Annotated in this window: 17 protein-coding genes; 7 read left to right on the plus strand and 10 right to left on the minus strand. The window is 57.6% G+C overall.

The genetic code is table 11. The features are described from left to right. Both R8871_RS30545 and R8871_RS30550 read right to left on the minus strand, forming a co-directional pair. The gene (locus R8871_RS30545) at positions 1-954 is read right to left on the minus strand and encodes a CsgG/HfaB family protein (protein WP_175053798.1); all 954 of its coding nucleotides are present in this window, start codon (positions 952-954) and stop codon (positions 1-3) included. A 283-nt stretch (positions 955-1,237) separates the two neighbouring features. Next, entirely contained in the window at positions 1,238-2,275 is a 1,038-nt protein-coding gene (locus R8871_RS30550; protein WP_175053799.1) for a helix-turn-helix domain-containing protein, read from the minus strand. 324 nt (positions 2,276-2,599) lie between these two features. Between R8871_RS30550 and adh the strand changes: the two genes are divergently transcribed. Beyond that, a complete protein-coding gene (gene adh, locus R8871_RS30555) occupies positions 2,600-4,120 on the plus strand; it encodes an aldehyde dehydrogenase (RefSeq protein ID WP_175053800.1) in 1,521 nt (506 codons plus the stop codon). A gap of 64 nt (positions 4,121-4,184) precedes the next feature. Further along, positions 4,185-4,580, plus strand: coding sequence for a DUF779 domain-containing protein (locus R8871_RS30560; RefSeq protein ID WP_171925241.1), 396 nt, complete (start codon positions 4,185-4,187; stop codon positions 4,578-4,580). Between the two features lie 16 nt (positions 4,581-4,596). Here the strand turns inward: R8871_RS30560 and eutC are convergent, their stop codons facing one another. The 3 genes from eutC to eat are packed head-to-tail and all read right to left on the minus strand — an operon-like array spanning position 4,597 to position 8,220. After that, positions 4,597-5,382 carry an ethanolamine ammonia-lyase subunit EutC gene (gene eutC / locus R8871_RS30565; RefSeq protein WP_175053801.1) on the minus strand — a complete coding sequence of 262 codons (786 nt, stop codon included), beginning with the start codon at positions 5,380-5,382 and terminating at the stop codon, positions 4,597-4,599. Next, on the minus strand, positions 5,379-6,773 hold the full coding sequence (locus R8871_RS30570) for an ethanolamine ammonia-lyase subunit EutB (RefSeq protein WP_175053802.1): 1,395 nt from the start codon (positions 6,771-6,773) through the stop codon (positions 5,379-5,381). Before R8871_RS30570 ends, eutC begins: the two co-directional genes overlap by 4 nt. A gap of 43 nt (positions 6,774-6,816) precedes the next feature. Beyond that, the gene (gene eat / locus R8871_RS30575; RefSeq protein ID WP_171925244.1) at positions 6,817-8,220 is read right to left on the minus strand and encodes an ethanolamine permease; all 1,404 of its coding nucleotides are present in this window, start codon (positions 8,218-8,220) and stop codon (positions 6,817-6,819) included. Positions 8,221-8,475: 255 nt separating this feature from the next. Here eat and R8871_RS38945 point away from each other — a divergent pair, with 255 nt between their 5' ends. The 4 genes from R8871_RS38945 (at position 8,476) to R8871_RS30595 (ending at position 13,659) form a co-directional block, all read left to right on the plus strand. Further along, positions 8,476-9,150 (plus strand): helix-turn-helix domain-containing protein, encoded by a 675-nt coding sequence (locus R8871_RS38945; protein WP_456095319.1) that lies wholly within the window; start codon positions 8,476-8,478, stop codon positions 9,148-9,150. A 1,145-nt stretch (positions 9,151-10,295) separates the two neighbouring features. Then, the gene (locus R8871_RS30585) at positions 10,296-11,861 is read left to right on the plus strand and encodes a recombinase family protein (protein WP_246287868.1); all 1,566 of its coding nucleotides are present in this window, start codon (positions 10,296-10,298) and stop codon (positions 11,859-11,861) included. Further along, the gene (locus tag R8871_RS30590; RefSeq protein WP_175053803.1) at positions 11,858-12,760 is read left to right on the plus strand and encodes a ParB/RepB/Spo0J family partition protein; all 903 of its coding nucleotides are present in this window, start codon (positions 11,858-11,860) and stop codon (positions 12,758-12,760) included. Before R8871_RS30585 ends, R8871_RS30590 begins: the two co-directional genes overlap by 4 nt. Continuing rightward, the gene (locus tag R8871_RS30595; RefSeq protein WP_175053804.1) at positions 12,757-13,659 is read left to right on the plus strand and encodes a plasmid partitioning protein RepB C-terminal domain-containing protein; all 903 of its coding nucleotides are present in this window, start codon (positions 12,757-12,759) and stop codon (positions 13,657-13,659) included. Before R8871_RS30590 ends, R8871_RS30595 begins: the two co-directional genes overlap by 4 nt. 24 nt (positions 13,660-13,683) lie before the next feature. On the opposite strand, the gene R8871_RS30600 is transcribed toward R8871_RS30595, so the two are convergent. Together R8871_RS30600 and R8871_RS30605 are read right to left on the minus strand one after the other, a co-directional pair. Continuing rightward, positions 13,684-14,364, minus strand: a complete 681-nt coding sequence (locus tag R8871_RS30600) for a hypothetical protein (protein WP_175053805.1) — start codon at positions 14,362-14,364, stop codon at positions 13,684-13,686. A gap of 96 nt (positions 14,365-14,460) precedes the next feature. Then, positions 14,461-14,955 carry a hypothetical protein gene (locus R8871_RS30605; protein WP_175053806.1) on the minus strand — a complete coding sequence of 165 codons (495 nt, stop codon included), beginning with the start codon at positions 14,953-14,955 and terminating at the stop codon, positions 14,461-14,463. 264 nt (positions 14,956-15,219) lie between these two features. On the opposite strand from R8871_RS30605, the gene R8871_RS30610 reads away from it, so the two are divergent. Next, positions 15,220-16,137 (plus strand): hypothetical protein, encoded by a 918-nt coding sequence (locus R8871_RS30610; protein ID WP_175053807.1) that lies wholly within the window; start codon positions 15,220-15,222, stop codon positions 16,135-16,137. A gap of 82 nt (positions 16,138-16,219) precedes the next feature. Here the strand turns inward: R8871_RS30610 and R8871_RS30615 are convergent, their stop codons facing one another. From R8871_RS30615 to R8871_RS30625, 3 genes are all read right to left on the minus strand, one after another. Then, positions 16,220-16,846: a glutathione S-transferase family protein gene (locus tag R8871_RS30615; RefSeq protein WP_175053808.1), complete on the minus strand. Its 627-nt coding sequence runs from the start codon at positions 16,844-16,846 to the stop codon at positions 16,220-16,222. Between the two features lie 80 nt (positions 16,847-16,926). Further along, positions 16,927-17,358, minus strand: coding sequence for a hypothetical protein (locus R8871_RS30620; protein ID WP_246287870.1), 432 nt, complete (start codon positions 17,356-17,358; stop codon positions 16,927-16,929). Between the two features lie 107 nt (positions 17,359-17,465). Further along, a complete protein-coding gene (locus R8871_RS30625) occupies positions 17,466-18,260 on the minus strand; it encodes a hypothetical protein (protein WP_175053810.1) in 795 nt (264 codons plus the stop codon). Positions 18,261-18,320 lie beyond the last annotated feature (60 nt).

The following is an 18,320-nucleotide window of genomic DNA, read 5'->3' on the forward strand; positions in this document are numbered from 1 at the left end:
TTACTCCGCGACGTAGTAGGTGGCCGCGCTCTTCGCAGCGAGCGTGCCGCTCGTGACCTGCGCGACCGAGCCTTCATTGGTTTCGTTGTCGCCGAACGAGCTGAGCACGCGCAAGGTCGCCACCGGCGTGGCCGGCAACGCGATCTGGAAGCCGGTCTGTCCGCTTTGCACCGATTCGCCCGGCTTGTACACGCGCAACGTGGCGCCCGGCTGGATGCCCTGGCGCGGGCCGCCGGTAATGAACACCGTGCTGCCGTCGACCTTGAGAATGTCGGTGCGCCATTGGCGCTCGTTGAGTTTGGTCATCATCGCGCCGATCACATCGGAGATCGCAGCGGAGATGGCTTTGTCGTTGAGCGTGCCGTCGTAGTCGGCGCGGCTGCCGAAGCCGGCAATCTCACCCGACTCCGTGCTCGCGTCGCCGCTGCCCTGCGCGGAGAAGAACACGTAACCCGTCTTCACGTCGACGAGACGCAATTCGACTTTCGCGTGCGCCGTCTGCACCTTGGTCGAGCTGAGGAAACCCGCCTTGCCGGTCGTACCGCGGCCGAACTCGGTGATCGATCCGAGGATCAGCGTGTCGACGCCGATCATCTTGCCGTCCTTGTTCAAACCCTGCTCGGCGGCGATCTTGGTCAGGTCCGGACGCTCGAACACCATGAACTGCTTCGACTCGACCAGACGCGCCGCCAGGATATCGCTCGCCTGTTTGCCGAGCGGGTCGAGACTCGAATCGGTGACGAAGGTGCGGCCATAGCGCGTCTCGTTGGAGAAGCGGCCGATCGCGATCTTGCGCTTGAAGGTTTTCAGCGCGGGCGCGGCTTGCGCCTGTTGCGCGGCGGCCTGCTGGACACGCGGTTGCGGCGCTTCAACCTTGGCCGGTTGATCGGATACCGTCGCGCAACCGGTCATCGCCATGACGAGCGTCATGGCGCTTAAGGTACGTTTCTTCATGTTCCCCGATTTGCTTTGTTATGTTGGCCCCGGCGGACTTCGATGCGCGCGCTCCAGGCGGCCGCATTCGAGTCTGCTCGTCTTTATGCATGGCGGATTAATCGAATTTCATCAGAGGCGAATTGTCTTTATTAATCAAAGACTTTTCTTTTTTTATCTGATTCAGAACCCGCTCGATACCACTTCGCACACCGTTAATATCGGCATGTGAATGGGAAACTTAAGGTTTTGTTAATCGCGCGTACGGAAAGCGACTGGCTATTGCGTCAATGCCGTCGCGTACTTAATGCGCAAATGAATAGCCATTTGTGTGTGCGCTACTATTGATCCCGGCCTTCAACGTATCGGAAGGCCGCATGCCGAACAGCCTCCGGTAGTCGGTTGCAAACTGGCTCAAATGCCAGAAGCCCCATGCCGCGGCAACATCCTGGACTGAACGCGATGCGTGCGACGCTGTGCACAGATCGCGCCGCGCGCCATTCAGGCGGATCGTGCGCAGATACGTAGCGGGCGCCATACCCAGCACATCCTGAAAGCAGTATTGCAGCGTGCGTCGGCTCACATGCAGGCGCTCGCACAACTCCGGCACGTTGATCGCGCGCTCGCGATTGGCCAGAACATACTCGCGCGCTTCAGCCACGATCGACTGACGGCGCCCACGTGCGGGCATTGCAACCTGCTCCTCGGCAGGCAACGCACCCACATCGAATAGCGACGCCAGCACCGAGGCCTGCAAATTGTTGCGTGCGAACGAAGATAACGGTGCGCCGTTCGCCGCGCCGTCGTCGAGAAGCTGGCGCAGCGATGCGCACAAGCGCTCCTTGCGCGCCATGCCGATCGACACGACTTCCGTGTTCGGCAGATGATCGGCCAGACCGACGCGCTCCACTTCGGCCGCGTAGCGGCGCAGCACTTCACCCTTCACCACCACGCCGAAAATCTCGTAGCCCGCCGAGGTCAGCAATTCGAATTCGATGCCGCCCGGACGAAATGCGAGCGCATCGCCCGCGATCACCTGCGCGTCGATACGACCGGATCCCGCGGGGCAAGTCGGAATGCCGAACCAGTAGGCGTCCTCCTGCACCTCGCAGGTCTGCCGCAGCGTGTGGCTGGTGGTTTCGACGAACACCTGCATATGCTCGAGGCACAACTCCGTCAAACCGCCGACGAAGCGGCCCGCGGTCAGCTGGTCGTAGGTCTGGCTCCAGCCATGGAGGTTGCGCGCCTGCTCGTCGGCATCGTAGGCGACGCAGGTCTGCACGCAAAAATTTGGCTGCTGCCTCGGTGCTGTCAGGCTGTCGGTTCGGAGTTCAATCGTCATACCGGATCTACGGAATCGAAGTATTGAGGAAATCTGGAAGGCAATTCCCATGCCGAACGGATTCGCTCCTTACAGTGCTTTGACCGCGGCCGCACATGCTCACGGCCTGTTCAATTCATGAACAGGGCTGCGCACACTGATCAGAAACGAGACGCTCATCGTTTGACAAGATGAACACGTCTGCGCGCCATGCCTGCGGGCGTGCCTGCTGCGCGTGCACAGCTCACCAGCGCGGTGCATTGGCACAGTTCTGGCTCTAGTCTGTCGCGGCTAGCGAAATATCGCGCCGAATATAGCCCATTCAAACATGTGAGGAGCACACAGATGAATCACGCAGAGATGCAGTTTCTGACCACCGAATTCCCGTACAAAAAGCAGTATGGAAATTTTATCGGCGGCGAATGGGTGAAACCAGTGGGTGGCGAGTACTTCGACAACGTATCGCCGATCACCGGTGAGCCGTTCACGTCGATCCCGCGTTCACGCGAAGCCGATATCGAACTCGCGCTCGACGCCGCACATCGTGCGAAGGCAGCGTGGGGCAAGACGTCGACCACCGAACGCGCGAACATCCTGAACCGTATCGCCGATCGGATGGAAGCAAATCTGCAGCGCATCGCCGTGGCTGAAACGATCGACAACGGCAAGCCGCTACGCGAAACGATGGCCGCGGATATCCCGCTAGCCATCGATCATTTCCGCTATTTCGCCGGCGCTGTGCGTGCGCAGGAAGGCTCGCTCTCCCAGATCGACGACGACACTGTCGCGTATCACTTCCATGAACCGCTCGGCGTGGTCGGCCAGATCATTCCGTGGAATTTCCCGATCCTGATGGCGGTGTGGAAGCTCGCGCCTGCCTTGGCTGCCGGCAATTGCATCGTGCTGAAACCGGCCGAGCAAACGCCTGCGTCGATTCTCGTGCTGCTCGAACTGATCCACGATCTGTTGCCGCCGGGCGTGCTGAACGTGGTGAACGGGTTCGGCCTCGAAGCCGGCAAGCCGCTCGCATCGAGCAAGCGCATCGCGAAGATCGCATTCACGGGCGAGACGACGACCGGCCGCCTGATCATGCAGTACGCGAGCCAGAACATCATTCCGGTGACGCTCGAACTCGGCGGCAAGAGCCCGAACATTTTCTTCGCCGACGTGATGAACGCGGACGACAGCTATTTCGACAAGGCGCTCGAAGGCTTCACGATGTTCGCGTTGAATCAGGGCGAAGTGTGTACGTGTCCGTCGCGTGTGCTGATCGATGAAAAGATTTACGACCGCTTTATGGAGCGCGCGTTGAAGCGTGTGGCTGCGATCACGCAAGGCCATCCGCTCGACACGAAAACGATGATCGGCGCGCAAGCCTCGCAGGAACAGCTGGAAAAAATCCTTTCGTATGTCGATCTCGGCAAACAGGAAGGTGCGGAATGTCTCATCGGCGGTGAGCGCAATTCGCTCGACGGCGAACTGAGCAAGGGCTACTACGTGAAGCCGACGGTATTCCGCGGCCACAATAAGATGCGCATCTTCCAGGAAGAAATCTTCGGGCCGGTCGTTTCCGTGACGACGTTCAAGAACGAAGATGAAGCGCTCGAGATCGCCAATGATACGCTCTACGGTCTGGGCGCCGGTGTATGGACACGTGACGGTACGCGCGCCTATCGCTTCGGCCGGCAGATCCAGGCGGGCCGCGTGTGGACCAATTGCTATCACGCGTATCCGGCACATGCTGCGTTTGGTGGCTACAAGCAATCGGGCATCGGCCGCGAAAATCACAAGATGATGCTCGATCACTATCAGCAGACCAAGAACCTGCTCGTCAGTTATAGCGATAAGCCGCTCGGTTTCTTCTGAGCGTAACAACCCTGTACGAGCGGGCCGCATTGCGCGGCTCGCTCTTTTTCAACGAGGGCATGTGATGGCTGATGAGAAGGAAGTAGCCCGCGTGATCGCCACGCCTGCTGCGGTCGATCTGATCGATAAGCTATGCGCGGAACACGGGGCTGTGCTGTTTCACCAATCCGGTGGATGCTGCGACGGCAGCGCGCCGATGATGTTCCCTCAGAGCGAGTTCATGGTCGGTTCGTCCGACGTGAAACTCGGCACGATTGCCGGCGTGCCGTTCTATATGAGCGAATCGCAGTTCGAGTACTGGCAGCACACGCAGTTGATCATCGATGTGGTGCCGGGGAATGGCGGTATGTTTTCTTTAGAACGGCCGAGCGGATTGCGGTTCTTGACGCGCTCACGCCTCTTCGAAGATGAAGAGAACGCGTGGTTGGAAACGCATCCGGTGGAACGGGCGGATGCTTAGCGTTTCTGTGTCGTGTCTAGTTTGAGTCGTCGCCAACTGCCGGTGTTGTCGGCGTACTCGCTAGCAGCGCGTCGCTGTCGTCTTTCAAACCAACGCCCGTGAGACCCAGACGTCTTGCGTGCATCAGCAAGTAATGCAACTTGTGCGCCGCTGACTCGTAGGTCAGACCTTCGGGGCGCACGTTCGAAATGCAGTTGCGTTGCGCATCGCTGCAGCCCACTTTCGGCGCGTAAGTCAAATAGATGCCGAGACTATCGGGCGAACTCAAACCTGGCCGTTCGCCAATCAGCATCACAATCAGTTTGGCACCGAGCAGTTCGCCGATTTCGTCACCGAGCGCGACGCGGGCCTGACGTGCAACTACTACTGGACCGACTTTCCAGTCCGTGAGTTTTGCACAAACGGCTTGCAGCAGCGGAATCGATTGCTTCGATGCAGCGAATGCGGAGAGACCGTCGGCAATGACGAAGACTACTTCGGGTGATTCGACCTTGAGTTGTCCCAGCGCTGCGCGGCTCTCATCGCTCAGGCGCCTGCCAAGATCCGGACGCCGCAAATAATGCTCGCGATCGGGCGCGGCGCTGTGCACATCCAGTGTGCTGAAACTTTGTGCGCGCAGCTGTTCATGCAGCACGTCCGTATCGAGCGGATGATGCACCGCGTCGCGCGCCTGCGCATGCGACAGGTTGAACGCCAGCAACGGTGCAGTCGGCAAACTGTTGCCGGCGCGGCCCAACGCGATGCGCGCGTTGGTAAACTGCCGCAACGTATTCCACGGATTCTTTTCAAGAAAGTCGCTCATGCGATGCCCATCCAGTCATTCGCGCCTTCCAGCAGCGGTTGCTGCAGGGATGCGCTGAGCAGTGCACCGCGTGCATCAGTAATCTGCATCGATTCCAGCCACTCTTCGAATTCCGGTGCGCGGCGCAGGCCGAGCACATCGCGCACATAGAGGGCGTCGTGGAAGGACGTGCTTTGATAGTTGAGCATCACGTCGTCCGCGCCCGGAATGCCCATGATGAAATTGATGCCCGCCACGCCGAGTAGCGTGAGCAGATTATCCATGTCGTCCTGATCGGCTTCGGCGTGATTCGTATAGCAGATGTCGCAACCCATCGGCACGCCGAGCAGCTTGCCGCAGAAGTGATCTTCAAGCCCAGCGCGTGTGATCTGCTTACCGTCGTACAGATACTCCGGTCCGATGAAGCCGACCACCGTGTTGACCAGAAACGGATTGAATTTGCGAGCGACGGCATAAGCGCGCACTTCGCACGTCTGTTGATCGACGCCGAAATGCGCATCGGCCGACAACGCGCTGCCCTGCCCGGTTTCGAAATACATCAGGTTATTGCCGACGGTGCCGCGATTCAGCGACAGTCCCGCCTCATACGCCTCCTGCAACAACGCGAGCGAAATACCGAAGCCCGCGTTCGCTTTCTCAGTTCCAGCAATCGACTGGAACACCAGATCGACCGGCGCGCCTTTTTCGATCGCCGCAATCGTGTTCGTCACGTGAGTCAGCACGCACGATTGCGTGGGCACCTGATAGCGTTGACGGAAGTCGTCGATCATCAGCAATAGCTTGGTGATCGCGGCAAGATTGTCGCTGGCCGGATTGATGCCGATCATCGCGTCGCCGCACCCATACATCAGGCCGTCGAGCATTGACGCGGCGATACCTTTGACGTCGTCGGTCGGATGATTTGGTTGCAGACGCACCGACATGTGGCCGGGCAAGCCGATCGTATTGCGAAAGCGCGTAATCACGGGACGCTTGCGCGCCGCCGCGATCAGATCCTGATTGCGCATCAGCTTCGAGACAGCGGCAACCATCTCCGGCGTGAGACCGTTGGTGATACGCGTGAGCGCATCGGCATCGGTCGTATTGCTCAACAGCCAGTTGCGGAAATCGCCGACCGTCAGATGCGAGATCTCGGCGAACGCTTGCGGCGAGTGATCGTCGATCACCAGACGCGTGACCTCATCGCTTTCGTATGGGATCAACGCTTCGTTGAGAAACGTGCGCAACGGCACCTGCGCGAGCGCCATCTTGGCCGCGACGCGCTCTTCTTCGCTCGCCGCCGCAACGCCCGCGAGTTGGTCGCCGGAACGCTGCGGACTGGCCTTCGCCATCAAGGTTTTCAGATCGGCAAAGCGATAAGTGCGACTGCCGATTGTCTCGGTGTAGCTCATCTTTACGACTCCATCGCCGCTGCTTGCGCAGCGGCTCGATCCGTCACTCTTCGAGCAAAGCGTCCGACGGCGCTGCTTCGCGTTGATGACGTGTCAACAGGAAGTAGACGTAGCCGAGCGCGAGAAAGATCGCGAACACGATGGCCACCAGGAAATTGAAGTAGACCATCGTAGCCAGACAAATCACCGCGGCCACCAGCGCGAACGCCGGGAAGAACGGAAACAGCGGCGCGCGGAACGGGCGTTCCATGTTCGGCTCCGAGCGGCGCAGCTTGAACAGCGACAACATGCTGATGATATACATCACGATAGCGCCAAATACTGACATCGTCACGATGTTCGCCGTTAGCGTCTGGCCGCCGAACTGGATCAGCTCGTCGCTATAGATCGCGGCGATGCCGACCACGCCACCCGCGATGATCGCGCGATGCGGCGTCTTGAAGCGCGGATGCACCTTGGAAAGCCACTCCGGCAGATAACCGGCGCGAGCCAGCGCGAAGATCTGCCGTGAGTATCCGAGGATGATGCCGTGAAACGACGCGACAAGCCCGAAGAGGCCAAGCCACACCAGCATATGCATCCAGCCGCTATGTTCACCGACGATGAACTTCATGGCTTGCGGCAGCGGATCGTTAATATTCGACAGCTTGGTCCAATCGCCGGCGGCGCCTGCGAACACCATCACGCCGATGGCGAGCACCACCAAGGTCAGAATACCGGCAACGTAGGCGATCGGAATCGAACGCTTCGGATTCTTGGCTTCTTCAGCAGCCATCGCGACGCCTTCGATCGCGAGGAAAAACCAGATCGCGAAGGGAATCGCAGCGAACATGCCGTGGAACGAGCCCATGCTGAAGGTGTCCGCGCCAGACCAGCCGCCCTTCGTGAAATTCGACCACTGGAATCCGGGCGACACGACGCCCATGAACACCAGCAATTCGAAGATCGCGAGTAGCGTCACACACAACTCGAAGGCTGCTGCGATCTGCACACCGACGATATTCAGCGCCATGAAGACGAGATATGCGCCCATTGCCGCATGTTTCGGTTCGAGACCCGGAAACTGCACATGCAGATAGGCGCCGATCGCGAGCGCAATCGCCGGTGGTGCGAACACGAATTCGACGAGCGTTGCCGCGCCCGCCAGATAACCGCCGGTCGGGCCGAAAGCGTGGCGCGCGTAGGCAAACGGGCCGCCCGCATGCGGAATCGACGTGGTGAGCTCGGTGAAACTGAAAATGAAGGTGGTGTACATCGCGGCAATGAAAACCGCCGTGATGACAAAGCCGAGCGTGCCGGCGCTTGCCCAGCCGTAGCTCCAGCCGAAATACTCGCCGGAAATGACCAGACCGACCGCGATCCCCCACAGTTGCCACGTGCCGAGCGTCTGCTTCAACTCGTGATGCGTGACTTTACCGACGTGCTGACTTTTGGATTCTGATTTCATCGGGCGCTCCTGATGTTGCCGCTTGCTCGACGCCGCAAGGCTTTGCGGTGTATGGGCGGACAGGCTTCAGCCGATGGTAGTGAGCCATTATTCGAGGTGTTATCGAAATTCGGCAAAGTTCGCGGGCGATTGTGTCAGTGGACACTTAATTCCGTTCACGGACGCTTTGGCGAAGTTCGCAGGATTTGGTAAATGGGGACGTGGTACTTTGATTCGCATCCATTCGGCAATCTTCTCTTTGTTGGCCACTTAGTTATGAACCAATCGGACAATCGGGCGCGTTACGAAACGCGGCTGGGCCGCGTCCTGGACCATATTTACGATCATCTCGACGAACCGCTGGATATCGATCGTCTCGCCCAAATCGCGTGCATGTCGCCGTATCACTGGCATCGCATCTTCCAGGCGATGTATGGCGAGACGGTGGCGACGACCGTGCGGCGTTTGCGCTTGCATCGCGCGGCGGGATATCTGGCGAATGGTTCGATGCCCATCGCTGAAATTGCCGAGCGCTCGGGCTATAGCAGTTTGCAGTCTTTCTCTCGCACCTTCCGCGCGGTTTTTGGCATGCCGAAGATGAATTCCTTGAATTCGCTGGCGTCCATCTTGCCGCGCAGAATGTCGGCGGCTTTGAAGAGGAAGCTTTCGAGTTGGGACAGAGTGATTTTTTCCTGCTGCATTTTGCTCTTTACGTTTGTGTCTTATAGACGGCGATTTTATAGGATAACGCGGCAGCGTCCATCCAAGATCCGGTACGTTTCCGTCAACGGATTTTTTGACCACCGAATGGATGCAAAAAAACCCCGCGAGCCTTTCTGGCTGCGGGGTTTCGGGAATACTGCGGAACTGCCTAGAACATCTGATGATGGAGCTGAGGAGGATCGAACTGTCGCCCCCCTCCGTTCCTACTGCTCTAAGATTCCGTCTTGAATCAAGTTAATTATTTGTGAATCTTCTCAATAGACCCTACAAGAATGTAGCGACACTCAAAACGTGAGATTTTTGGGCCCGTCAGACAAGGCTCTGCGGACTGTGCGACGCATCGGATGAGATTTGGGGAAGCATCGTGTGAGATTTTTTTGCACGCAGTTGAACCGGCATTCAACGGGGTACCTTCCTGGCGAAGCTCTCCCATCGCCATCGCCCATAGGGCCGTCTTGAGCGACCCATCTCGATGCACGCCGGCGGTCAAGAAATGTCCAGGTTTTTGAGACTGGCCTACTCACGCGCCAAAGTAGTAGCGTTTAGGTGCGACCCTAATTAATGGCGGCTTCATCACCGGCCCCGGCCGGTCGGAATGCGCCTCGGGCCACGAAAACAAAAACTAGCGGCCGTAGAAAGCGGGAAGATCTTCTCGGGTGGGTCGCCGCCGCCCGGAGGCTCCGAACCTGATTCGCCCCGGGCATGACGGACCCGCCTGTGATATCAGCGTGGAGCGCCATCATGAAATCGGCCCGACTTTGCCTTGCCTGCGGCAATCCATTTCATCCCCTTTTGCGGGTCCCTGATCAACGGTACTGCTCGGCGGCGGCGTGTCAGCGGGAACGCCGCCGCCGTTGGCAACGGCGGCGACTTCGCGTCGACGCCGACTACCGCGATAACCAGGCGCGGGCGCAATCGAACTGGCGTGCTCGTCACCCGGACTACTGGCGTCAATACCGCGCGACGCACCCGGCCTATCGGGAGCGCAATTGCGCGATGCAACGAGACCGGAATGCGCGACGAAGTTCCAGTCCAGTTGCAAACATGGACGCGTCACCGCCTTTACACCCGCTCGCATCAGGCTTCTACATACTGCGTCGTGCCGTCGAAACGGGCATTGCAAAGATGAACGCGTGCACCGTTCATATCGCCGTGCTGTCGGCACCAAACGGGCCACCCATACGTGATTGCAAAGAGATGACGTGATCGACTTCCGCGCCAGGCCTGCTACCTTTGCCTTGTACCCGCTCTGAATCAGACACCACCGCAGTTGCGACGCGGTTGCGTTTCGAATGTGACGATCTGCGTGTCCGACGCGATGCCGGACACGCAAGCTCAGGGGAGCGAGGATTCGAAGCAGCGGGAGCAGGACCGTGTCACTCAATCACATAGGCGATACCGCCGTCGCGCAGGCCCCCTCGGTACGGGCGGCCGAATACGTTCGCATGTCAACTGAGCACCAGCAGTACTCGACCGAGAACCAGCGCGACAGAATCCGGGAGTACGCCGTGCGACGCGGTCTCGAGATCGTACGCACCTATGCTGACGAGGGTAAAAGCGGTCTGCGTATCGACGGGCGGCAGGCGCTGCAGCAGTTGATCAAGGACGTCGAAAGCGGTCGCGCGGATTTTCAGGTGATCCTCGTCTACGACGTGAGCCGCTGGGGGAGATTCCAGGACGCGGATGAAAGCGCGTATTACGAGTATGTCTGTAGGCGTGCCGGCATCCAGGTTGCCTACTGCGCCGAGCAGTTCGAGAACGACGGTTCACCGGTATCCACCATCGTGAAAGGAGTCAAGCGGGCAATGGCCGGTGAATACAGCCGGGAATTGTCGGCCAAGGTGTTTGCCGGTCAGTGCCGGCTGATCGAGCTCGGCTTCCGGCAAGGAGGACCGGCCGGTTATGGTCTGCGCCGCGTGCTCATCGATCAGCACGGGATCATGAAAGGCGAACTCCAGCGAGGCGAACACAAGAGCCTGCAGACCGATCGGGTGATCCTTATGCCAGGGCCCGAGAGCGAAATCCGGATTATCAATCTCATCTACAACTGGTTTATCGACGGGTCGTTAAATGAATACGAGATTGCGGCCCGGCTAAATGGTATGCGTGTTCGCACAAACCTCGACCGGGAATGGACACGAGCGACTGTACGGGAGGTATTGACCAACGAGAAATACATCGGCAACAACGTCTATAACCGAGTGTCGTTCAAACTTAAGAAAATGCGCGTCGTGAATACACCGGACATGTGGATCCGGAAGGAAGGTGCATTCCAGTCTATCGTACCGAGTGAGACGTTTTACACAGCACAGGGCATCATGCGGGCGCGTGCCCGGCGCTATTCGAATGAGGAACTCATCGAGCGTCTGCGTAACCTGTACCGCAACCGTGGTTTCCTGTCCGGCCTGGTTATCGACGAGACTGATGGCATGCCATCAAGCTCCGTTTACATGTACAGATTCGGCAGCCTGATCCGCGCCTACCAGACCGTGGGTTTCACGCCCGGTCGCGACTACCGCTATCTCGAAACGAATCGCTTCCTCCGGCAGCTTCACCCGGAAATCGTTGCGCAGACGGAGAAGAAGATCGCCGATCTCGGTGGCACGGTGCTGCGCGATCCAGCCACAGATATGCTCACCGTCAACCATGAGTTCACTACCTGCCTCGTTCTCGCGCGTTGCCAGACACACGAAAATGGGCGGCATCGCTGGAAGGTCCGGTTCGACACGAGCCTGTTGCCGGACATTACCGTAGCCGTTAGGCTCGACCACGCGAATTCCGCGGCGCTCGATTATTACCTCCTGCCGCGTCTGGATTTCGGCCAGCCGCGCATCAGCCTCGCCGACCAGAACAGGGTCGAATTCGAGAGCTACCGTTTTGATACGCTTGATTATCTCTATGGCATGGCTGAGCGGGCCCGCCTCCGGAGGGTGGCATGAACCAGCAGCAACAGGCGGGCGACGTGCGGATGATTCCGATCGACCAGATCGAGGTTATCAATCCTCGTGAGCGTAACAATCGCGTCTTCAACGAAATCGTCGGCAACATCAGCGCGATCGGCCTGAAAAAGCCGATCAAGGTCACGCCGCGTGCAACAGCAGATGGCGTCGAGAAGTATCTGCTTGTGTGCGGCGAAGGTCGCTTGAAGGCTTTCCGATCACTCGGCGAGACAACCATTCCGGCGATGGTTGTGAATGTCAGCGACGAAGACGCATTCATCATGAGTCTCGCGGAGAACATTGCGCGTCGTCAGTGCAGGCCGCTCGAACTCCTCGCCGGTATCCGGCAATTGCAGGAGCAAGGATATACGTCGAAGGTGATCGCGGAAAAAACGGGGCTCACGCAATCATATATCCAAGGTATCCTGATGCTACTGCATCGTGGCGAGGAACGACTGGTCATAGCAGTGGAAAAGGGACGAATTCCGCTTAACGCCGCACTGTCTATTGTCGGCGCCGGTGACGACGACACGGCAATACAGGCTGCTCTGCAGGAAGCTTACGAGTCAGGCAAGTTACGCGGCAAGCAATTGATAGACGCCCGACGGATTATCGAACGACGGAAAACGCTTGGGCGCTCCGCCGCACACAACATGTCGGGCAAGCTCACGGATGTAACGACATCGAGCCTGGTGCGGACCTACCAGCATGAAGTCGAACGCCAGAAGTCGATGGTGCGTAAGGCCGAATTTGCGCAGCAGCGGCTCATGTTCGTCGTGGGTGCACTCCGTCAAATGTTCGCCGATGAAAACTTCGTCAATCTGCTACGTGCAGAGGGACTGGCAACGTTGCCGAAATATCTTGCCGAGCGTGTCTGGTCGGGCGGGAGCGTCGCATGACAGGCGTGACGCTCGGTTTCATTCCTGAGCCGCTATCCGTTCCATTAGTGTGCATCCTGCCGTCGCGCAAAACGCCGGCGACAATCATCGATTCCCGCAAATTCAAGCAGATCAAGGCCTCGATCGAGGAGATCGGCCTGATCGAGCCGTTGTCCGTCACGGCAGCGCATCAGAGTACGGGTCAACATGTGCTGCTTGATGGTCACCTGCGCCTCATTGCGATGCAGAAGCTCGGATTTGTCGAGGTATCGTGCCTGGTTGCAACCGATGACGAAAGCTACACGTACAACAATCGCGTCAATCGGCTGTCCACAATCCAGGAGCATTATATGATCCGGCGCGTCGTCGAACGGGGTGTGTCGCCGGAGAGGCTGGCAAAGGCCCTCGCCATGGACGTATCCATGATCCTCAAGAAGCTTTCGCTGCTAGACGGCATATGTCCTGAAGCCGCCGAACTTCTGGGAGATCGCCAGTTCTCGGTAGACCTCGCTCGCGCAATTCGAAAAATGAAGCCGACGCGGCAGGTCGAATGCGTCGAGCTGATGATAGCGGCGAACAACGTGACCGTGCCTTATGCCGAAGCGCTGCTAGTCGCAACACCCGCAGCACGCCTGGTTGATGGAAAGAAGCCGCCAAAGCTGACCGGCGTCACCCCTGAACAGATGGCGAAGATGGAGCGGGAGATGAGCAATCTGCAGGGGCAATACAAGCTTGTCGAGCAGACCTACGGACAGGATGTGCTGAACCTGGTGCTCGCAAAAGGATATCTCGCCAGGCTCGTGGAGAATCAACTGGTAGCTCAATACCTGCGGCAACGTCAGCCAGACCTGCTGGCTGAGTTCGAAACGATCGTTGAGACGGTGTCGCTCGAACAGCAGCAATTCAGCGTTCTGACCTAGTCGGATGAGCGCGCGCGAGCGGGATCAAGGCAATCCATACTGCACAGCCTTCTTTCCATCCTTGAACGCACTAACCGCTTGAGCACCCAACCGGATTGGCGCAAAACACGCAGCCTCCACATAGGCCGTATCGAAGTAAAACTGCAAGCTCCCGTCTGTCCGTACGGCCAACGTAAACGCCTTCGACATCAGATACTCGTCATTAAATGTCGACGCATCGAGACAATCAGGTTTCCCAGCATTGATCCGCCTGAACTCAGCCATGACGGGGACAACCGATTCCTTAGTCAAAAACAGGCTACCGCTATCGCGATGTCCTACTGCATACACCTCGTTCAGATCGAATCGCTTGCCATCCTTGATGCGATATGAAATACCGTACTGGTACGCATTAGGATGCGCGTCGTCACACTGCGAACTTCCGGTCACTTCGAATCCAACGATGCTCTGCGTCTCAACCGTCTTCTTTATATCGGCATGATATTGCGCCGTTGCGCCCATGCCACTCGCGTTGTCTGCACACTCCTTCGCGTCCTTAAGAATGCCGGTGCGCAACGATCGTAACGAAGCGTCCAGCGGCGCAGTGTGCTGCTTCAGCGACGGTATCGCCGATACTGACGCATTCATACCGTCGGCGTGGGCGACAGGAGCAATCAAAGCGAGCACAACAGTCAGAGACGTGGCTGTAAGCTTTCGATAATTCATGAGATGTCCGGATTTCTGGCTGGGGATCAAGAACGAATGGGCATCTTCGTCGGGTGGCACCCTATGAATTGCTGAAAAGGTGCCTATGAACATCATTCAGTGCATATCGACCTTCGTCACAGGCGCCTCGTTGACTTCGTCGAAAATTTTGTTCGAAAAGTTCTTGTATCTTGAAACCTGGCATTCTTTATCGAAAATTATCTTCCCATTTTTCGATACATAGAGTTCACCCGGCGAGACCGAGGACACGACATACGTGTACTGCTCCTTCGAGAACTTCAAATGCAGGCCACGAATACTTCCTTCGGATACGTCGGTGATCTCGACCGTCTTGGCAGGCTGAACATTCTCGGGCGGAAATACGAAGACATCGTCCTTGCTACCGTATCGGTATTGCACGTAGCCCCGGTCAGGGTCGGTGTTGTTCTTTGCGCAGACGGAAACGGTCTTGCCGTTCTCCAGCGGACAACTGAAATAAATCTCCTCGCCTTCGTTGCAAAGCGTCTGTTCATCCTGCGACAACGGAGTTTGCGCATTCGCCAAGTCATATCTAACGAGGGACAACAAAACAACCGTGAACAATCCTGCCATACGTATCACTTCAATCCCTCCCAGTTATGAATCGAGGCGAAGTTATTTCGCCGGTCAACGATTTCGTTTATGTTCTCCCGGCTGATCGGGTGGTCAGGATGATGCGCGAAAAGCTCAGGATTGATCTCTCGGATGCCATCCGGTGCGGTCATCACTTGGCGGGGGCCGTCTCACTGGATTCTGCCTGCCGTATTGCAGGCTGGGCAAAACATGCTATCGCCTTCGTGTGCAACATCCCGCCCGCTCGGTTGAATCGTGGTCGCCGTGGCTTGGACCGTGCCGTTATTTGACAAGCATAATCCGGTCGGCATAGGTCAATACGCGTTGGGCCAAACCGACCACGATGTTCGTAGTTGCCTCGGCCCATTAGACCGTGGCATTCTTCGTCAATCGTACTTTTCCCCTGAGCGAATGGCGCACCGACTCAAATCACGAAGTCATCCTTCCTCAACCGGTACGCCGAACGATGTCGAAGAAAATCTCTCGAATGACGTTAAGGATCGGTTGCGGCACGCGCAGATCGTCCGGCTAGAAGGCGAAGTAGCCGAGTTAGAGTGCACGCAGTTTACGGTGACAACCGATTGGAACGGGAATAGTTTTAACCACGGAACAATGCGGTCGTTTCGATTTCAGGTGAATGGCGTCTTCGTCGTCCTGTATACGCCAAAAGATTGCATCCCCTACTACGGTAAGGTGGAGTTACCGCTTGCGGAGGGCGATAGCATATGCCTCGCGATTGCATCAGAGGCGTTGTCTGGTCGACATCTTGTTTATGGTTTTCGCAATCCTGCCGACCCGCGTGTCTTCGTAGCGTTCGCGGCCGGCTCTCTCGAGGGGAGCATGCCGGACAGTCAGATTTACTACCTACCGCGGCTCCCTCGGTTTTGGGGAAAAAGCAGATGGAAACAGGCCTCTGTGTTCGGCGCGTTCGCCGTATTGGCCTTCACTCTGTTCGCATATCTAGGACACGGTGAGCCGAGCGGAAACGGATTGTCAGCGACCGTGGTGTTCAATTCGATCTTCGGAATTGCGTGCGCGAGCTATTTACTGACTATCACGTACGGAGCAATGCGCTGGCGATTAAGTTTGCCGACACGTCGCCAGCGTAATCTTCTTGCAGTATTGAGTGCCCTTGAAGTGCCCGCTCAAGGTCCAAACAAGGGCACAATATGCGCGGTCTAGTCCGTTTCCGTCAGGTGATTGCTGACGAGCTATGAGGCTGCACCGAACAGCCGCTCCTGCCCGTTGCGTGCCGCACGCGGTCTCATGGCGTTGTTCGGGACATGCTATGGCGAGCGGCGAATCGCTGCCACCAGTAGGTCAATTTTTCGCACCCTTCCATTAATGGAACGGCTTCAGGTGCCTGCATGAAGCATGCGAACATTGGAGCGGCGTAAAGATCGGCAATTGTCACGTCGCCGCCAATCAGAAACTCTCGGTCGTCGGACAGCCGGGTCAATTCAGACAGACATACAGCGGCACACGGTAGCGCGGCGGTAATTTTCCGCTCATCTGCCAACCGGCCTTCGCGAGCTGAAACCACGCGTTCAACGTATATGTCCCAAACGAGCGTTCGGTAAGCATAGGAGTCCAGTATCCCAACGATCTGGTTTGCCTTGGCGCGGGCTCTCGGATCTGTCGGTTGCAGTTTGCATCCGGGAAAAACGTCGTCGATATAGCGAACAATCGCGCCGGTCTCGTAAAGATGGAAATCGCCATGCTCGAAGGCTGGAATACGGCCGAACGGGTGACGCGCCAAATGCTCCCGCGGAACACCCGTCTCTGCGAATACATCCACTTCGATCAGGTCATATTTGACCTGTTTCTCTTCCAGTGCAAGCCGGACGATCCGCACATAGACACTCCATGCGGCTCCGTATAGTTTCACCATGTCAGTAGTCGGCACAGCCCCCCCAGTCGGCCCGCGAAAATGACGGCGGCGACAACCCGCACGACTATCAAGATCCCCATTCATGGAGCCGTCCCTTTTGGCGGCTTCGAACGGAACAATCGATCGTGGGCAAACGTGTACCATTCCCCGCTCGCACTCAAGAACACGTTGTCATTGGTCCAACGAACCTCGTCGAGATCAAGTGCGTTACCGATGGACAAAACTACCGGCTGCGGCTTCCGGAAGTCATACATGGATACTGATGGAGGTTCGGAGAAGCCGCCGACGAAGTCCTCGATGATGATGCGGTCGGCCGGTTTGTGCGCCGTATCGCCATCTGTGAAATAAGCGTAACGCGACCCGTAGAGCTGGTCGAAGTGTGTCCCCCTCAATGTCACATTAAAGGTCACGCCATCCGCCTGCGCTTTCCCAATCTTCGAAATCGACACTACGCCCGCCGTTGTCTGGATAGCATCGTGATCCGTTCCAGAAACCTGTGCGTAGCTATTCATACAGCACGCGACGAGAAGTGTTACGACGATTGGTGACTTCAACAAAATGCTCCATACGACTATCGACTCGTGGTCGGAGACCGGTTCATCAAAGCACTACGGGACGCCTATTCGGGTGCTATGTTCCGTTGCATCAGAAACTCCCAAGTGTCGTTCATGAGCAACGGAAAGCCGTACCACGGTGCTGACGGTACGCGGGCGTGCAATGGCGGATGGAGGGCTTCGCAGGACGCAGCACGGCCGTACCCGACGAGTTCAGTGACGAGCGAGCTAGCGTTGCTGAGGAGGTCGTCCGGAGATAGATTCCAGATGAAGTCGGAATCTCCGCTCTGCGAATACGCCCGCAGGACTGCGCGACCGACCGACGGCGCATACCAATACACTTCCTTGCTGTAGCCGGTGACGGTGCAGTCGGCATCGCCGCATTTCTGGGCTTGCAACAGCTTGCTTGAAGAGTGCGGATTGCTTTTCGTCCAGGCAGTATTGCGCTCGATCACAAACGTATCGAAGGTCCCAGCGCCAACATGTCGTTTCTCAGTGCCAATGACATGACTTTGTGAAATGGCGTGATAGGTGAACTGCCACTCGGCATCGCCACCAAGATGCGAGGTGAGGTCTTCTGTGAACTCGTCGGACCACTTCCTGTCCTTCGCGAGCGGGAACACAAGCAGTTTTCGCTGCCCATGCCGGGTCGCGTTGACCGACGCATACGTGTCGGTCTGTTCTTCGATGTGTGTGATTGCACCGGGGCCGCCGATGGCATAGCTTGCAATACCTGCGGACACACCTTTAAGCGTCATGGAGGAAGACTGGGGTGATCCAATGCTGTAGCACCACGTCGTACCAGAGGCCGGTAGTGTTCTCGAAGGTGCTGTCAACACTTCGGCGGCGGTGGCGTTCAATTGCGAACTGCACAGGGCCAGGCATACCGCAGAGCAGCGCAGGAGCAGCTTGACGTGTTG

The organism is Paraburkholderia sediminicola (assembly GCF_902859805.1).
Taxonomy (GTDB): domain Bacteria; phylum Pseudomonadota; class Gammaproteobacteria; order Burkholderiales; family Burkholderiaceae; genus Paraburkholderia; species Paraburkholderia sediminicola.